General features: G+C 56.1%; 17 protein-coding genes and 1 tRNA gene. 7 read left to right on the top strand and 11 right to left on the bottom strand.

What is annotated here, in order from left to right; genetic code table 11:
- The 4 genes from ACO5Z0_RS01785 to ACO5Z0_RS01770 all read left to right on the top strand — a co-directional run.
- A partial coding sequence (locus tag ACO5Z0_RS01785) for a hypothetical protein (protein ID WP_485648959.1) occupies positions 1-738 on the top strand: 738 nt, incomplete at its 5' end.
- A 59-nt stretch (positions 739-797) separates the two neighbouring features.
- Entirely contained in the window at positions 798-1,709 is a 912-nt protein-coding gene (locus tag ACO5Z0_RS01780) for a PRC-barrel domain-containing protein (RefSeq protein ID WP_485648958.1), read from the top strand.
- 122 nt (positions 1,710-1,831) lie between these two features.
- Positions 1,832-2,146, top strand: a complete 315-nt coding sequence (locus ACO5Z0_RS01775) for a type II toxin-antitoxin system RelB/DinJ family antitoxin (protein ID WP_485648957.1) — start codon at positions 1,832-1,834, stop codon at positions 2,144-2,146.
- Positions 2,130-2,447, top strand: a complete 318-nt coding sequence (locus tag ACO5Z0_RS01770; RefSeq protein WP_485648956.1) for a type II toxin-antitoxin system RelE/ParE family toxin — start codon at positions 2,130-2,132, stop codon at positions 2,445-2,447. The genes ACO5Z0_RS01775 and ACO5Z0_RS01770 overlap by 17 nt, the downstream gene beginning before the upstream one ends.
- Positions 2,448-2,500: 53 nt before the next feature.
- On the opposite strand, the gene msrB is transcribed toward ACO5Z0_RS01770, so the two are convergent.
- Complete coding sequence (gene msrB, locus ACO5Z0_RS01765) at positions 2,501-3,619, bottom strand: peptide-methionine (R)-S-oxide reductase MsrB (protein WP_485648955.1); 1,119 nt, start codon at positions 3,617-3,619, stop codon at positions 2,501-2,503.
- A gap of 262 nt (positions 3,620-3,881) precedes the next feature.
- Here msrB and ACO5Z0_RS01760 point away from each other — a divergent pair, with 262 nt between their 5' ends.
- From ACO5Z0_RS01760 to ACO5Z0_RS01750, 3 genes are all read left to right on the top strand, one after another.
- Positions 3,882-5,204, top strand: coding sequence for a TrkH family potassium uptake protein (locus tag ACO5Z0_RS01760; protein WP_485648954.1), 1,323 nt, complete (start codon positions 3,882-3,884; stop codon positions 5,202-5,204).
- A 10-nt stretch (positions 5,205-5,214) separates the two neighbouring features.
- A complete protein-coding gene (locus tag ACO5Z0_RS01755) occupies positions 5,215-5,868 on the top strand; it encodes a potassium channel family protein (RefSeq protein ID WP_485648953.1) in 654 nt (217 codons plus the stop codon).
- A gap of 108 nt (positions 5,869-5,976) precedes the next feature.
- A tRNA-Arg gene (locus ACO5Z0_RS01750) sits at positions 5,977-6,053 on the top strand.
- A gap of 77 nt (positions 6,054-6,130) precedes the next feature.
- Here the strand turns inward: ACO5Z0_RS01750 and ACO5Z0_RS01745 are convergent.
- The 10 genes from ACO5Z0_RS01745 to ACO5Z0_RS01700 form a co-directional block, all read right to left on the bottom strand.
- A complete protein-coding gene (locus tag ACO5Z0_RS01745) occupies positions 6,131-7,009 on the bottom strand; it encodes a GGDEF domain-containing protein (protein WP_485648952.1) in 879 nt (292 codons plus the stop codon).
- A 147-nt stretch (positions 7,010-7,156) separates the two neighbouring features.
- Complete coding sequence (gene sufU / locus ACO5Z0_RS01740) at positions 7,157-7,585, bottom strand: Fe-S cluster assembly sulfur transfer protein SufU (protein WP_485648951.1); 429 nt, start codon at positions 7,583-7,585, stop codon at positions 7,157-7,159.
- Complete coding sequence (locus ACO5Z0_RS01735; protein ID WP_442672950.1) at positions 7,582-8,811, bottom strand: cysteine desulfurase; 1,230 nt, start codon at positions 8,809-8,811, stop codon at positions 7,582-7,584. The genes sufU and ACO5Z0_RS01735 overlap by 4 nt, the downstream gene beginning before the upstream one ends.
- Complete coding sequence (locus ACO5Z0_RS01730) at positions 8,801-9,637, bottom strand: SufB/SufD family protein (protein ID WP_485648950.1); 837 nt, start codon at positions 9,635-9,637, stop codon at positions 8,801-8,803. The genes ACO5Z0_RS01735 and ACO5Z0_RS01730 overlap by 11 nt, the downstream gene beginning before the upstream one ends.
- 18 nt (positions 9,638-9,655) lie before the next feature.
- On the bottom strand, positions 9,656-11,062 hold the full coding sequence (sufB, locus tag ACO5Z0_RS01725) for a Fe-S cluster assembly protein SufB (protein ID WP_485648949.1): 1,407 nt from the start codon (positions 11,060-11,062) through the stop codon (positions 9,656-9,658).
- Between the two features lie 10 nt (positions 11,063-11,072).
- Positions 11,073-11,828 (bottom strand): Fe-S cluster assembly ATPase SufC, encoded by a 756-nt coding sequence (gene sufC, locus ACO5Z0_RS01720; RefSeq protein WP_442672947.1) that lies wholly within the window; start codon positions 11,826-11,828, stop codon positions 11,073-11,075.
- A 363-nt stretch (positions 11,829-12,191) separates the two neighbouring features.
- On the bottom strand, positions 12,192-12,863 hold the full coding sequence (locus ACO5Z0_RS01715) for a response regulator (RefSeq protein WP_442672946.1): 672 nt from the start codon (positions 12,861-12,863) through the stop codon (positions 12,192-12,194).
- Complete coding sequence (locus tag ACO5Z0_RS01710) at positions 12,860-14,200, bottom strand: secretin and TonB N-terminal domain-containing protein (RefSeq protein WP_485648948.1); 1,341 nt, start codon at positions 14,198-14,200, stop codon at positions 12,860-12,862. The genes ACO5Z0_RS01715 and ACO5Z0_RS01710 overlap by 4 nt, the downstream gene beginning before the upstream one ends.
- Positions 14,201-14,279: 79 nt before the next feature.
- Positions 14,280-14,990, bottom strand: a complete 711-nt coding sequence (locus ACO5Z0_RS01705) for a hypothetical protein (protein ID WP_485648947.1) — start codon at positions 14,988-14,990, stop codon at positions 14,280-14,282.
- 362 nt (positions 14,991-15,352) lie between these two features.
- Positions 15,353-16,810, bottom strand: coding sequence for a glucose-6-phosphate isomerase (locus tag ACO5Z0_RS01700; protein ID WP_485648946.1), 1,458 nt, complete (start codon positions 16,808-16,810; stop codon positions 15,353-15,355).
- Positions 16,811-16,842 lie beyond the last annotated feature (32 nt).

The raw sequence follows: 16,842 nt of genomic DNA, 5'->3' as shown, positions 1-16,842 counted from the left end.
CCTGCGGCGGATGAGACGACGCTCGACGAGGCTGCCGAAGAGCCTGCGGCGGATGAGACGACGCTCGATGAAGCTGCCGAAGAGCCTGCAGCGGATGAGACGTCGCTCGACGCAGCTGCCGAAGAGCCTGCGGCAGCTGCGGATAACAAAAACGCCGTGGAAAAATCGTCTGCAGACGACGCAGCAAAGGAGCCGCCTGCCGATGAAACGTCGGATGAGCCGGCTGCTGCGGCGATCACCACGGAGCCTGTATCCGACGACGAAGAAGATCCCGACATCGAACCGGCTGTATTGCCCAGTGAAGAAGAGCGGCAACGTGCCAAGGAAGAGCTTAAAGAGCTCACCGAAGCCGTCGGACGACTTCATTCGCTCGACGACTATCTCGACTATGCGGATCAGGAGACGAGAGCGCAGCGCTATCGCCGCGCCATCTTCGCCTACAAACAGGCGCTCGGCATCTACTGGAACGACGACTATGCGCCCTTTATCGCCATCAATCTCAGCAACACATATCGAGATGTCGGTGACTATAAAGCGGCCGTCGATACTTACGAAGCGGCTCTTACGCTGCCGGCGACACAAAAAAACGCCGCCATGCAGCAGGAGTTCCAAAGAAGCGCCGACTACCTGCGCGCCATGCAGGATATCTTAGCAAGCCACGGGATTGCAGCCATGCCTTTTGCACAAATACCGCCTGAAATCTCCGCTGAGATTGAAAGCGTCGGGCAAAAAGCATGAACAGGCAGCTCCGTCTTAAAAGAACCATAAAACCTACAGATCACAGGGGGAAATAAGCTATGAAGACAAGTGCAGAAATCTTAGGATTGCCGGTAATCAGCATCACGGAAGGCCGTGAACTCGGCATGAGCAAGACCCTGCTCATCGACGCCAAAAACGGCGCCGTCGCCGCCATCACGATTGAAGATGACGACTGGTATCGCGGCGTCAAGCTCATCCCGTACGACAGTGTCATCGCCGTCGGCGCCGACGCCATCACGATCACAAACAGTGAAAACATCCTGACCCTTGAGGACGCTGTCGACTTCGAAAACCTTCTTGATGAAAACGTCCGCATCATCGGCACGAAAGCGATCACGAAAGCCGGTACGATCCAAGGCTCTGTCAGCGAAATCTACATCGGCGACAACGGCAAAATCATGCAGTGTGAGATCTCCGACCCCCAGGGGAATTTCCTCGACAATATCTCCGCTGAGCAGATCTCCATCTTCGGCAAGCAGGTCACAGTCATCGACAGCGGCAGCGTAGCAGCCGTACCTGCGATGCCTGAGATGCCTGCAGCGGAAGCCCCTACGCCAGCCATCGAGGCCGCCCCGTCGTTTGAAGCAGCGCCGGAACCCGCCGCCGATTTCACGCCGGAAATTGCACCGGAGCCGACGGCAGAACCTGAAATCTCCAGCGCGGAACCGATGCCGGATGTACCGACGGAGACCGTCGCCGAGCCTGCCGCAGAAAGCTCCACGCCGGAGCCTGCGCCCGAAGCCTCGCCGGACGACGCCGCAGAAAAGGCCGCAGCAAAAGCGACGGAGGACAGGCATCGCCGCTTCCTTCTCAACAAGAAGGCGTCGCGCCGCATCACGACCGATACGGGCGTTGTCATCGTCGAAGCCGGCGGCGACATCACCGAAGAGGTTCTGCAAAAAGCCAAACTCGCCAACAAGATCATCGAGCTTTCGATGAACGTACAGTAAGCAAAAGACGGAAATCCCAGGCACAACAAATTGTCGTGCCTGGGATTTTTTCGACGCATCATCCTGTTATTTGTTTACGTTGTAATGGGATTTTGCTATAATCAAGCAAAGGAGATGATACTATGGCAACCGTATCCGCACAAATTCGCCTCGATCCCGAAGTCAAGGCGCGCTCTATGGAGCTTTTTCAAAGCCTAGGGCTCGACCTGTCCACAGCCGTCAACGTATTCCTGCGCCAATGCCTGATTCATCGCGGTCTGCCGTTCAGCGTAGAGACGCATGAACCCCCCCGCCTGCTTCATCTTTCCGAACTAAGCGACACAGAGCTTGAAGAAGAAATCGAAAAAGGCTTGGCAGACTTAACAGACGGCAAGGTGCGCCCTGCCGAAGAGGTTTTTGCTTCTATCATGGAGGATAGCCATGCCATATCGGGTTAATATTTCTGCTCATGCAGAGGCAGATCTATCCAACATCTTCCATTACATTACGTTTTCTCTGTGCGCACCACAAAATGCAAAAGCACAACTCATTCGTTTAAAAGAGCGTATCTTGCACCTAGCCGAATTGCCCACACGCTATCGCATCTATCCCAAAAAATTTGCGGAACACGCCCAAGTGCGTGCCATGCCCGTCGATAATTTTACAGTCTTCTACACGGTGAATGAGATGCAAAAATCTGTCATCATCCTCCGTGTAATCTATGGCGGAAGAGATATCGACCGTGCGTTTAGCAATTAGCCGAGCGAAGATGAATTTCATCTTCGCCCGGCTTCTTTCTGTTTCACAATCTGTCACTCGTCCAAGAGCGGCAGATACGCTCCATATCCCTGCGCCTCCATCTGCTCTTTCGGCACAAAACGCAGGGATGCGCTGTTGATGCAGTAGCGGACGCCGCCCAACTCCGTAGGACCGTCCTCGAAAACATGTCCAAGGTGAGCGCCGCTATTTGCCGCTGTGACCTCCGTGCGCACCATGCCGTGCGACGTATCTTCATGCTCGGCGATGAGCGTTGCGTCGATGGGACGCGAGAACGCCGGCCAGCCACAGCCGGAATCGTACTTGTGCGTCGAGACGAAGAGCGGCTCCCCCGTCGTCACATCGCAATAGATTCCTGCGCGAAACTCATGATCGTATTCATTCTGAAACGGCGCTTCCGTCGCCTTTTCCTGCGTCACCTTGTACTGCAGATCCGTCAAGCGCGCCTTGAGTTCAGCATCCGACGGCCTCTCGTAAGCCGGCGGTTCTGCCGCCGTCTGCTTCGCCGCATCGCTCTTTTCGCGCAGAGACGCCATCAAAGACAGCGGGATATGGCAGTAGCCGTTCGGATGCTTCTCCAAATACTTCTGATGCTCCTCCTCCGCACGGTAGAAGTTCATGATCGGCGCCATCTCGATGGCGACAGGCTTTCCCAGCTTCTCCTGCAGGCGATGCAGCGAATCGCCGATCACAGCGGCTTCCCCGTGCGCCCTGTCGCCCTTTTCCACATAGTAAATGCCCGAACGATACTGCTCGCCGACATCGTTTCCCTGCCGATTCTTTGACGTCGGGTCGATGGACGCATAATAGAGTTCGAGGAGCTTTTCCAGCGACAGCACCTTCGGATCGTAGACGACATGTACGGCTTCCGCATGTCCGCTGCCCGAGCAGACCTCGCGGTACGACGGATGAGCCGTGCGCCCGTTCGCGTAGCCGCTCTCCGCCGATATGACGCCATGTGCAAGGCTCAAATAATGCTCCGTGCCCCAGAAGCAGCCGCCCGCGAGATAAATTTCCGCTTCGCCTCTCTGCGGTTCGTTCTTCTGCACGATCTCCTTGGGTATCTCAGCCATCGAGGCAGGCGCCGCCCCGCAGCCGCTCAGGCAAAACGCCAGTCCCAAGGCACAGACGATGCGTAAGGATGGAATCTTCATAAGTAACCTCCTATTAAGTCATTGCGTTTCGTTCTCTTATTTTTCACTATACCACAAGAAACAAAAAATAAAATGACAAACGAATAAAAACTATCTAAAAATAATTTCACGTCAGCTTCTTCTCCTCGTCATCTTTCCTTGCATGAATCAGGAAAAAAGGGTACAATAGGGACATGCTGTTTAGGAATCGCGAATAAGCAAACGTGTGAATGTGGGCGGCTGAATTTATCCGCGCTTCCTTATTGTAGAGCGAGGCTGTCTTATGAATATCATTGGTCGCTTGCGAAGGCTGTCGCCTTTCCGCATCATCATCTTGAGTTTTCTCGTCCTGATTCTCTGCGGTACAGGACTTCTGATGCTGCCGTGGGCGACGGCAAACGGCGAAGGCGCCTCCCTTTCCGATGCACTCTTCACCGCCGTTTCCGCCAGCTGCGTGACAGGACTCACCACCGTGGACACCGCTTCTTACTGGACGCTTTTCGGTCAGCTCGTCATCCTTGCCATGATTCAAGTCGGCGGCTTCGGCGTCATTACGATCGCTGTTTCTCTCGCCGCGCTTTCCGGTCAGCGCATCGGACTCATGCAGCGCAGCCTTTCCAAGGAAGCTGTCTCCGCTCCGCAGCTCGGCGGCATCGTGCCGCTCCTCTACTTCATTCTGCGCTTGACGTTCTTTATCGAATTTCTCGGTGCGCTCTTCCTCGCCCCTTCTTTTTGCCAAAAAGTCGGCCCCGTGCGCGGCATTTACTTCGCCGTCTTTCACTCCATCTCATCCTTCTGCAATGCGGGCTTCGACCTCTTCGGCAATTCCTTGATGGACTTCGCTGCCGACCCCGTCGTAAACATCACGGTCATGCTCCTCATCATCGCCGGCGGCCTCGGCTTCACCACCTGGGCGGACATACGTCTGAACCGCAGAAATTTTCGCGCCTACAGCCTGCAAAGCAAGATCGCCCTCACGATGACGGCAGCTCTGATCCTCGTTCCCGCATTTTTCTTCTTTTTCTTCGAACTTGCTCCCGGCGCTTTTACGGGCGAGCACTTCCTGATCTCCCTCTTTCAATCCGTCACGACCCGCACTGCAGGCTACAATACGATCGACATCAAAGACTTCAGCGAGACGGGACGCGCCGCCCTCATCGTCCTGATGCTCATCGGCGGCTCTCCCGGCTCTACGGCAGGCGGCATCAAGACGACGACGGCTTTCACCTTGTTTGCTATCATGATCGCCACCTTTCGGCTCAAGGATGATCCGACCTGCTTCTCGCGCCGTCTTTCCGGCGAAACGCAGCGCCACGCCGTCACCATCTTCATGATGTATCTGCTGCTTTTTGCCTCCGGCAGCGTCCTGCTCAACCTCATCGATGGCATTCGCCTGATTGACAGCGCTTTTGAGACGGCTTCCGCACTCGGAACCGTCGGTCTTTCCATCGGCGTCACCGAGGGGCTCGGTCCGCTTTCCAAATGCGTCATGATGCTTTTGATGTTCTTCGGACGCATCGGCGGTCTCACGGTCATCTTCGCGGCGCACGCACGCAGCCGCCGCGAATCGGGGCGCCGCCCGGAAGAACGAATCACCATCGGATAGGAGGAACAGCATGAAATCCATCCTGCTCATCGGTCTAGGCCGCTTCGGCCGCTACATTGCCGGAAAACTGCACGACATGCAGCATGATGTCCTCGCCGTCGACCACGACGAAGACCGCGTGAATCGCATACTGCCGCTCGTGACGAACGCGCTCATCGCTGACAGCACCAACGCCGACTTTCTGCAATCGCTGGGCATTCCCAACTTCGACGTCTGCATCGTCGCCATCGGCGACGACTTTCAAAGCTCTCTCGAAACGACCTCGCTCCTTAAGGAATTCGGCGCACGCTATGTCATAGCGCGCGCCTCGCGTGACATTCACGAGAAATTCCTGCTGCGAAACGGCGCGGATGAGGCAGTCTACCCCGAGCGCCAGCTCGCCCTTTGGACAGCCATCCGCTGCGGCTCCAATCACATTCTCGACTACTTTCCGCTCAGCGACGAATACGCGATCTACGAAGTTTCCGTACCCCAAGCATGGGAAGGAAAAAGCATCGGCGAACTCGACGTCCGCCGCCGCCATCACTTGAACATTCTCGGTATAAAGGCAGACGGCCGCATCGACCTCAATATCTCTGCCCAAACCATCCTCACCGCCAATGCCGCCGTCCTCGTCGCAGGCAGGAAGGAAGACGTCACCTGTGCCCTTCAGAAAAGCAATTGATGCAGCAAGGTATGGAGAAAATCTCGCCGAGCATCAAGAAAGCGCGGCAGCCAGCGCTTTTAAAGCTTGCATATTCGCGCTTCTTCTGCTAGAATAAACACGTTGTCTGCGGTCGTAGCTCAGCTGGATAGAGCATCTGCCTCCTAAGCAGGGGGTCGCGCGTTCGAATCGCGCCGATCGCACCATGAAAGTGAAAGCCTGCCTCTCGCTCACATGCGAGGGCAGGCTTTTTTGCTGTATGTCCGTCTGTATTTGAGTGTGTTCAGAGGAGCGACGGCTTTTCCCTCACGGCGGCAAGAAGTTCGCGGCAGCGCCTGCCGTCCTCCGGCGAATAGGCAAGCGCGGCGCTGCATTTTATGCCGTATTTTCCGTACTCCGCGTTGCTCGGGCGAAAGATCTCCCCGATGCCTTTGACGTTCAGTTCCAACAAAGGCTTGCTCGTTACGTCGCGCACAAATACCGCAAAGATGCCGCCGCCCAAATGCGCGAGCACATCGCCCGAACGAAACTTACTGCCGATGGCATTGCAAAGCCTGACGAGAAGCGTTTCGGCGCCGTGCTTTCCCATGCGCTTCTCCAAATCTTCATAACGCTCCAAGCGAATGAGTACGAGCGCATTGATATCGTCCCTGCCCTCGCCCGCAAGGCAGCGGTCAGCTTCCTTCAAAAGCCCGTTCTCATTGGCAACGCCTGTGACGGAATCAAGCTCGGAGCGAAAGCGTCCGCCCGCTTTCGCCGCATCGTTCAGACGGTCGGTACGCCACATGATGCCATGCACAAAGATGAGATGATCGCTCTCATCCCTTTCACGTTCGACGACAAATTTGTACCATGAATACTTGCCTGTCGGCGGCTTTCCCATATCGAGCAGGAAACTGTCTTCCTCTGTATTTTGTCCGGAGAAAAATGCTATCATCTGCTCCAAGAAGTCGGGGTGAACCATCCCTCGCCGCTCGCTGTTCATCGTGCGGCGAAACTCCTCAATGCAGCGCGGCTTCTGATCGCCGCGCGCCAACCGAAAGGTCATCGTATCCGTTCTGAGGTCATAGCTGAACAGGATAGCGCCGAGCTTTTGCAGCAGCAGCCTGACGCATTGATCTTGAACGTGCGATTCGGGCATACCTGACGTATGCAGTCCCATTGCCTATCCCCCCTCTTAAGGAAACACCCGTATCCGTTTCAATCCTTATTTCGTCGTTTTCTCGTTTTTTATTAAATGATTTCGTATTGCTTCGCACGAAAAAAGGCTGGCTCTACATTCCATCGGATGCAGAGACAGCCTTTTCCGCTATTCTTTTTTGAGCGCTGTATCAAGTGTGTGCCACGACAGCACGGCGCATTTGACGCGTGCGGGCATCGTCGAGATGTTTTCGAGCGCGGCAGCTTCGTCAAGCTCCTCAAGTTCTTCTTCTGAGAGTTTTTTGCCCTTGATCATCGAGACGAAGAGATCGGCAAGACGACGCGCTTCTTCGACGCTCTTGCCCTTGACAAGGTCGATCATCATTGAGGTCGACGCCTGCGAGATGGCGCAGCCGATGCCCGTGAAGGCGGCATCCGCGATCTTGCCGTCCTTGACGATGAGCTCCAAGGTGATCTCATCGCCGCACGAGGGGTTGTGCCCGCGCTCCTTGATCGTCGCGCCCGCAAGCTCGTGCTTATGTTCCGCAGAGCGGCTGTGCTCGGCGATCAGCTCGGTATAAATATCGGAAAGACTCATAGATGCATCACCTTCCTGACCTCTTTCAAGGCTTCGAGCCAGCGATCAACGTCCGCTTTCGTGTTGTAAAGGTAGAAGCTCGCGCGGCATGTGGCGTTCTGCCCGAGGTATTTCATCAGCGGCTGGGCGCAGTGGTGACCTGCACGCACGGCGACGCCGAAGGAGTCGAGGATCGTCGCAACGTCGTGCGGATGGACGTCCTTGACGTTGAACGTGATGATGCCCGTCTTGAGACTTGGATCGGCGTCGCAGCCATAAAGCTCGACCTCAGGGAGCGCACGCAGCTTCGGCAGCGCGTAGTGCACAAGCTCCTGCTCGATGCGGCGCACGGTGTCAAAGCCCGTCTTTTCGAGGTATTCGATGGCGGCGCGAAGCCCTGCCGCGCCGCCGACGTTCTGCGTGCCCGCCTCGAACTTCTGCGGCAGCTCGGCGAACGTCGTCTCCTGCTCTGTAACGTACTCGATCATATCGCCGCCGCGCAAAAACGGCGGCATGGCGTCGAGCAAAGCCTCCTTGCCATAGAGCACGCCGATGCCCATAGGCGAGAGCAATTTGTGCCCCGAAAAGGCGAAGAAGTCACAGTCCATATCCTGCACATCGACCGCCATGTGCGCCGCGCTCTGCGAGCCATCGACGAGGATGACCGCGCCGTTTTCGTGCGCGACGGCGGCAATCGCCTTGACCGGATTGATGAGACCGAGGACGTTCGAGACTTCCGTGACGGCGACGATCTTCGTCTTTTTCGTGATCTTCTTCTTCGCTTCCTCGACGGAGAGCCTGCCGTCCTTTTCAAGGTACATGTACTTCAGGACCGCGCCCTTCGCTTGGGCGACCATCTGCCACGGCACGAGGTTTGAGTGATGCTCGGCGATGGAGATGACGATTTCGTCGCCCGCCTCGACGTTCGCAAGACCGTAGCTGTAAGCGACGAGGTTCAGCGCCTCCGTCGCATTTTTCGTGAAGATGATCTCCTGCGGCAGACGCGCGTGGATAAACGCGCGTGTCGCGGCGCGCGTATACTCGTAGATGTCCGTCGCCTTGACGGAGAGCGCGTACGCGCCTCGATGCGGGTTTGCGTTGCAGCCGCCGTAGTAGCCGCAGATCGCCTGAATGACCTCGTTCGGCTTCTGCGTCGTCGCGCCGTTGTCGAGGTAGACGAGCGGCTGATTGTTCATCTTATTCGTGAGCAAGGGAAAATCCTTGCGAATATCTTCCTCAGTCCGCATCTTCGATCCTCCCTTCGATCGAAGCGGCGATTTCCTCCTTGAGCGCTTCGTCCGAAATGCGCGAAAGTACGGGGAAGAGATCGGCTTCGACGACGAGCCGCCGCGCCTCGGCAAGATCAAGTCCGCGGCTCATGAGGTAGAAGAGCTTTGCCTCATCCATCTTGCCGATGCTTACGGCATGATGTCCGTCAACGTCGCCCTCACCCGAGAGCATCAGCGGTACGGAGCGGTTGCGAACGCCGGGCGAGAGAATGATGACGTCCTCGTTCTCACGCCCGACGGAGCCGGCTGAGCCTGCGATAAAGTCGAGCGTGCCGCGAAACACCTTCTGCGCCTCGTCCATCAGCGCCCCCTTGACCTGCATATTCGCGTCCGTATGCACGCCCCTCTGGCGCACAAGATAGTTGAAGTCAAACTTGCGCTTCTTGTCGGCGAAGTAGAACGCCGCGATGTCCGCCGCGGCGTCCTTTCCCGCAAGCTCGACGGAAAGCTTCGATACGAGTTCGTTCGCGCCGATCTCGATGACCGTATAGGAAAAAGCGCCGCCTTCTTCGACGCGCACCTTGACGTCGTCGGCATGATTTTCCCCTTCGGGCACGAGCTGCACCTTGACGAGGGAAAGCGAGCCGCCCGCCTCGACGTGCGCCTCGATCTCGGCATGACCGCCCTCCCGATAGATATGGACAGCTTCCTTCTTCTCGCCCGCCTTCACATGGATATTCTGCACTTCGGCAACATCGAGTCCTGCAGGCAAAGCCGCGCCGTTGACGCCGAGCCAGCGCCATGTGCGCATGGGAATGGAGCTGAAAAGTTCTTGATTCTGCATGATTTTTCTCTCCTTTCCCTAGCCCATCGTGCCTTCAAGCTCGATATTGACGAGATTGTTCATCTCAACGGCGTATTCCAAAGGCAGTTCCTTCGCAATCGGCTCGACGAAACCGCGCACGATCATCGCGCGCGCCTCCTCCTCGTCGATACCCCGGCTCGTCAGATAGTAGACCGCCTCATCACTGATGCGGCCGATCTTCGCTTCGTGCCCGATATCCGCCTCATCGCCCTCGATGTCCATGACGGGCAGCGTATCGGCGCGAGATATGCTGTCAAGCATCAGAGATTCGCAGTTGACCGAGCATTTCGTAAAGGGGGCGCTCTTCGTGACCTTGACCGCGCTTCGGTAGATCGCCTTGCCGCCCGCCTTCGAGATCGAGCGCGTATTGATCGTCGCCGACGTATGCGGCGCGGTGTGAATGACGGTCGCACCCGTGTCGAGCGTCTGACCCTTCGAAGCGAACGTCACGCCTGTAAACTCACAGCGGGCACGTTCGCCGCGCAGGATGCTGCACGGGTAGAGCATGGAAACGTGCGAGCCGAAAGAGCCGGAGACCCACTCGATCAAGCCGTCTTTTTCGACGAGGGCACGCTTCGTATTGAGGTTCATCATATTGCGCGACCAGTTCTCGATCGTCGAATAGCGAAGCCGCGCCCCTTCCTTGACAAAGAGTTCGACGCAGCCTGCATGAAGATTCGTCACGTTGTACTTCGGCGCCGAGCAGCCTTCAATGAAGTGCAGGTTCGCGCCCTTTTCCACAATGATCAGCGTGTGTTCGAACTGCCCTGCGCCCGGCGCGTTGAGCCGAAAGTACGACTGCAGCGGAATCTCTACATTGACGCCTTCGGGCACGTAGACGAAGGAGCCGCCCGACCAAACGGCGCCGTGCAGCGCCGCGAACTTGTGATCCTTTGGCGGCACGAGCTTCATGAAATATTGCTTGACCAGATCCTCATATTCGACGAGCGCCGTTTCCATATCGGTGTAGACGACGCCCTGCTTGACGAGGCTGTCCTGTATGCTGTGATAGACGACTTCCGAATCATACTGGGCGCCGACGCCTGCAAGCGACGTCTTCTCTGCTTCGGGGATGCCGAGCCGGTCGAACGTATCCTTGATGTCCTCGGGCACTTCCTGCCAGTTGCCCGTCATCTTCGCATCGGGGCGCACGTATGTAACGATCTGCGTCATGTCAAGCTCCGAGAGATCCGGTCCCCATGAGGGAAGCGCCATCTTGTTGTACGTCTCCAGCGACTTCAGACGAAACGCGAGCATCCAATCGGGATCATGCTTCTGCTTCGCAATATCGCGGATGATGTCCTCCGTCAAGCCTTGCTGCGCCTTGTAAACGGGAACGTCGTAATTCTTGATATCGTAGAGCGTACGCTCGATGTCCTCTACAAAGGTTTTCTTCTTTGCCATCTCGTCCACCTCACTTTGCCGCAGCATCGTCGAGGATATGCGTGAAGCCGCGGCGGTTCACCTCGTCGATGAGTTCAGCGCCGCCCTCTTCGACGATCGTGCCGCCGATGATGACGTGCACGCGGTCAACTTTGAGCTTTTCCAAGATCTTCGAATTGTGCGTGATGATGAGGCAGCTGTTGTCTGCCGTATGGTACTTCTCGATGCCCGAGGAAACGATCTGCACAGCGTCAACATCGAGACCCGAATCCGTCTCATCGAGCAGCGCGAGCTTCGGTGCGAGCATCAAAAGCTGCAGGATCTCGTTGCGCTTCTTCTCGCCGCCCGAAAAGCCCACGTTCATATAGCGTTCGGCGTACGAAGGATCGATCTTCAGTTCTTCCATCGTCTTTTTGAGTTCCTTCTTGAAAGCCATGATCTTGACCTTCTCCCCCGTCACCGCCTGCTTCGCCGTACGAAGCATATTTTCAACGGTGATGCCCGGGATCTCCTCAGGCGTTTGGAACGAGAGGAACAGCCCTTCGCGTGCGCGCTCAAACGTTTTTTTCTCCAAGAGGCTCCTGCCCTCGAAGGATAGCTCTCCCGCCGTCACCTCGTACTTCGGATGCCCCATGATGACGTTCATGAGCGTCGACTTGCCCGAGCCGTTCGGCCCTAAGATCACATGCACCTCGCCCTTGTTGATCGTGAGATCAAGACCCTTCAATATTTCTTTGCCCTCCACACCCGCAGAGAGTCCCTTAATATTCAGCAATACATCCGACATGATGATGCTCCTTTCTCACAGCACGGAATTTTTCGGCAATTTTGCCGTCGTGCAACGCTTTATACTTGCCAATCAGTCTGCGCCTTCGGCTTGACTTCTTGGGGTTTCATGGTAAGCTACACGCACAAACGTCCACTTTGTGGACATTGTGCGCCGCCCTTACAGAAACCTTGCCAATCGCTCTGCGCCTTCGGCTTGAGCTCTTGGGGTTTCATGGTATTTTACTCGGGATTTATTTCCTTTCATTGTAGGTGGTTTTGTCATAAATGTCAATCCCATCAAACAAAAGTCCTTATAGATAATAATTATCATAAAAAGACCGATGCATACAGACTGTATGCATCGGTAAAAAAAGCCTGCCGCTTATTCAAGCGTCATGATCTTGTGCTTCAAGACATAGATCAACGCCTGCGTGCGGTCGTTGACATTGAGCTTACGGAAGATGTTTGTCAGATGGTTCTTGACTGTCTTTTCGCTGACGAAGAGCGCCTGCGCGATGTCTTGATTGCTGAATCCCTTGGCGATACACGACAGCACGTCCATCTCGCGCGAGGTCAGTCGTTCGGAGCGGCTCTCGCGCCACATCGTACGCGCTTTCTCGTTGATGTTCTCGTCCTCGGAAACGCCGCCGAAGAGGCGCTCGGCAAGCGACGGATAGACGAAAGCATTGCCTTCATTGACGACATGAATCGCTTTGATGAGCATCGAAGGCTCGACATCCTTCAAGAGATATCCAAGGACGCCGTTCTTCAAAAGCTCAAGCACATAGTTGTCGCTGTCATGGATGGTCAGTACAACGATCTTGGTCTTGGACTTCGCCGCCTGGAGCTGGCAAGCTACCTCAAGCCCTGAGAGTCCCGGCATATTGAGATCGAGGAGCAGCACGTCGGGCTGCAGGACGAGCGTTCTGGCGAGCGTTTCCTGCCCGTCTTCCGCCTCTCCGACAACCTCCAAGTCGTCCTCAAAATTCAGTACGCGCTTGACCCCCTGGCGAAGCAGCGCATGATCGTCTGCGATCAAGATCTTGATTGTCATTGCCAAACATCCTTTCCTTTCCGCTCTGATTCTGTCGTTCCCTCGACAGGAGAAGAAGTATCACGCAAGATATGCGCGGTTAAAAATATCATAATTTCTGAATCCGTTTTCGTACGCCGCACGCTTTTGAAAAAAGCCCCGAGTATGGGAATATCCCCCAAGAACGGCACCTTTGCAGCGCTTCGCGATTCCTCGCTGCCGATGAGTCCGCCGATGACCATAGTTTCTCCGTCTTTGAGCCGCACGGTCGTATCCGCCGAACGCTCTTGGAACTTATACGCTTTGAGGTCGTCAACATAAACGGGCGAACTGACTTCTGTATGAACCGCCGCCGTGATTTCACCATTGTCATGAATGCGCGGCGTATATCGCAGGATAATACCTGCATTCTTATAGGCGATCGAGGTCGTCACCGTCGAATTCGTCGTGCGCGTTTCGGGCACAGGCACGGAACCGCCGATGTTGATCACCGCCTCACGCCCCTGCAGCGTCATGATGTTCGGTCTCGCCAGAACATTTGCCTTGCCATCCGTGATAAGCGCCGCGATCTTCGCTCGATAGTAGAATTCGTAAGGTTTTCCTTCAGGGGTCTTACCGAAGCGAATGACGCCCGGCACCTCGCCGTCAATGCCGCGGCGCTTCTGTGCGCCGCTCTTTCCCGTCTCGTGCGGATCCACCGGCAGAGACGACCAGTCCCAGTCCACGCCGAGTTCCCTGGCGGCATTCTTCTCCAAAGCAATGACACGCGCTTCCAAAGAAACCTGCTGCGTCGGCACATCGAGAGGAGCGAGCACCGATCTTGCACGCGCTGCTTCCTCTTCCGTTCCATAAAGCAGTAGGGCGTTCGTCGCACGATCCATCAACAGTCGCTCTCCTATTCGATAAAGCCCCTGTTCACTTGTATCTTCCGCTCCATTTTTCTTATTCTCGCCGATTGGAGAAATTCCTGCTTCTCCCAAAGATAAATTTATGACGGCAAAGGCGGTATCAAGGTCGGCATAGCGAACGGGCAGAACATACATACGGTAAAATGGCGCCGCATCCTTCGCTGAGCGCACGAGAAGAACATTTCCCTCATGCTGCATAACTAAGCCTTTCGCCCTAACGATGAGCGCCAAGGCTTCTTCCGGTTCAACGTCCTTGAGACTCAAGCTGACGCGTCCTTCCACAGACTCATCAACGATGAGATCAAGCCCTGAAATATGCGCGATGGACGTCAAGAGAGCCGCCACATCTCCTTCGACCACTTCCAGCGTCAAGGGAGCCGCCATCGTCGGCGCAGGCGATGCAAACAGGAATACCGGGATAAAAGCGCAGACCTTCAGCCATTTCCTCATGCAGAGTTCCCTCCTTGGGTCAAGCCGCTCCCCTCATGCCCGTCCTCGCAAAGCATCCCAAACCTTTCCACTGCCTGCATCAAGTCGGCAAAGACAGTGTATACGACTTTCCATCCACGACGACGACAGCGTTCTTTTCCGAAAGCGACTGAAGCCATACGCCATTTTTTTCCTCGCCCTCAGAGAGGAAAAACTCGCGTTCGCCAATCGAGAGCAGCACCACCGTTCCTCCACCGCTCGCGACCGTACCGCGCACCTTCGGGACGACCGCATGTTCAGCCGTCTTGTCCTGCGCCGTCTCCCGAGCGCGCTCGCGCGTATCGTGCGCACGGGCGCTTTCCATCGAGACGGTGCCGACATCCGCTTTCCTTCCCGTCACGCCGGCCACCATATCATCTCCCGCACTGTCGCCGCCGCCCACAGCGGCAATCGCTGCTAAAGCCGCCTGCTCCTCCGAGTGCAGCAGACAGAACGGATCTGCAACTTTAGCATCCGCCTGAGCATCTTTCATGCCCATCGTCTCCTCATAGCGCACCGCTTCCGGCGTCTGAGCCGACGGCGGCGTCACGAGAGCCGCCGTCTCCGGCTCCGTGCTGTCGCTCAAAAACCAAGCAAGCGAAGCGATGAGCAGAGCGATGAGAAGAAACGGATGACGGCCATGCAGCTTCGCCTCTTCCCCTGCCCCTGAAAACTTTTTTTGCAGCGCGGCAAAAAAGCCCGTCTGTGTCTTAGGCGCGTGCAGGGCGTCGACGCTTTCTTCATACATTTCACGCTTATCCATTTCCAACATTCTCCATCCCTCCTTTTATGGGAATCATGGATAACATCCATGATTCCCAAGATAAAAAACAGCCCCGCTTCTTCCTTGCTACGTGCTAGAAATCCGCAGAGCTGTTGATCTCGCCTCTTGCGAGTATTCCGGAAGTACCGATCCGTTCAGCAGCCCATTCGGCATACCTTCGCCCAATCGACAATTCCTTGCAGAAGCGCTGATCCTTCAGCGTCTTCGATGAAAAGCACGGATACCCTCACGATCTGCGCTTCCCGTTTGCGGAATGCTCCACGAAAGAAGATCTTCGGCAGCTTTCCGCCTTGCCTTACTCACTTGCTTATTGTTACTTATGGTTGCTTCTCTTCCCTTTTGCGATATTCCTACTGCTTCGACGCCTTGAGCGCTTCGAGCTTCGGTCCCATGATTCGTTTGTACGATTCGACGCCCGGCTGATTGAACGCATCAACATCGGCAAGCTCGCCCTCGTAGGCGACGCTCAAAGCCAAGAGGTAGAGCAGCTCACCCAAATGGTAGGCGTTGAGTTCCGGCAACGAGAACAGCGCATTGAAGCGATCATTCGATGCGAGCGCATCGGCGTTCGATTGACGTGCAACTTCCAGTGCCTCGCCCATCGTCAGTCCCGAGATGTCGGCGAGCTTTTTGACCTCGGGGAACTCATTCGGGATCACGAGATCGTCCGCCCACTTCTCCAAGCGAATGAACTGCACGATCTTGTTGCGCTTGCCCTCTTGATGCTGCTGCGTCTGCGCGTGCATGTCCGTCGTGCCCACGGCTACGACGGGAGTCCTGCCGTAGCAGACTTCGACGCCCTCGCGGTTGACCTCTTTGCCCAAGGACTCTGCCAAAAGCTGGATGTACCATTCGGACACCGACTTCATATAGTCGCCGTACGGCATCATGACCTCGATATCGCGTCCGTACTTCTCGGCGGCGATGAACTTCAAAGCGGCATTGAGCATCGCAGGATTCTGCCATACATCGTCCGTCCGGCACGCCTCGTCCATCGCACGCGCACCCGCGAGGAATGCTTCGATGTCGAAGCCGACACAGGCTGCGAGCGACAGCCCGACCTCGGAGAAGATCGAGAAGCGTCCGCCCACGCCGTCGGGCACGGCAAATGTCTGCCAGCCACGATCTTGCGCGAGCTTTTTGAGAAGCGTCGGCTGTTCTTCGTTCGGATCGGTCACGGCGACGACCTCGACTTCGATGTTCTCATCGTCCTTCAACGCCTTAAAAACTACCATGAAGTTCGACATCGTGTCAAGCGTACCGCCCGACTTCGAGATCACGAGGAGCATCACGCGAAGCGCACGCTTCCTGTGGCTTCTGGCGATCTTCGCCTGATTCCTGAGCGAGCGAATGAGATCGCCCGTCGCACGCGGATCGATGTTGTTGCCGCTGAAATAGACCTTCGGAAAGCCCTTGCGCTCCTCATCGGTGCACTCATTCCAGTAAGCGCCGCATTCGACGTCAAAAAGCACTTTGTTGCCAAGGAAGGAACCGCCGATACCAAGCGAAACGACAGCGTCCGTATGATTTTGAACATGCGCTGTCAGCTCCTTGAGCCGCGCGATCGAAGCAGGCGAATTCAAATGCCCGTCCGCAATGTACGGCAGCTCAGAAAACAGCACCTTCTCCGGCGTACCGTCCTTCGACAGATGCCCGCGGACAACGCCCGTCGAGCGCATGACCGACATCGCCTCGTGCGCCTTTTTCAAGCTGTCCGCCAGCGCCTTGATGTCAGCTTCCGTCACTTTTCCTTCGCCGTAGAGATTATCGTAGTCAAAAAGAAATCCTGACTTCAACCTCAAGCCCATCCATCATCAACTCCCCTGACGGCAGCTCTGCC

This window comes from Selenomonas sp. (assembly GCF_057272215.1).
The sequence above is the reverse complement of the archived record's forward strand: the minus strand, read 5'-3'. Positions and strand labels throughout refer to the sequence as shown.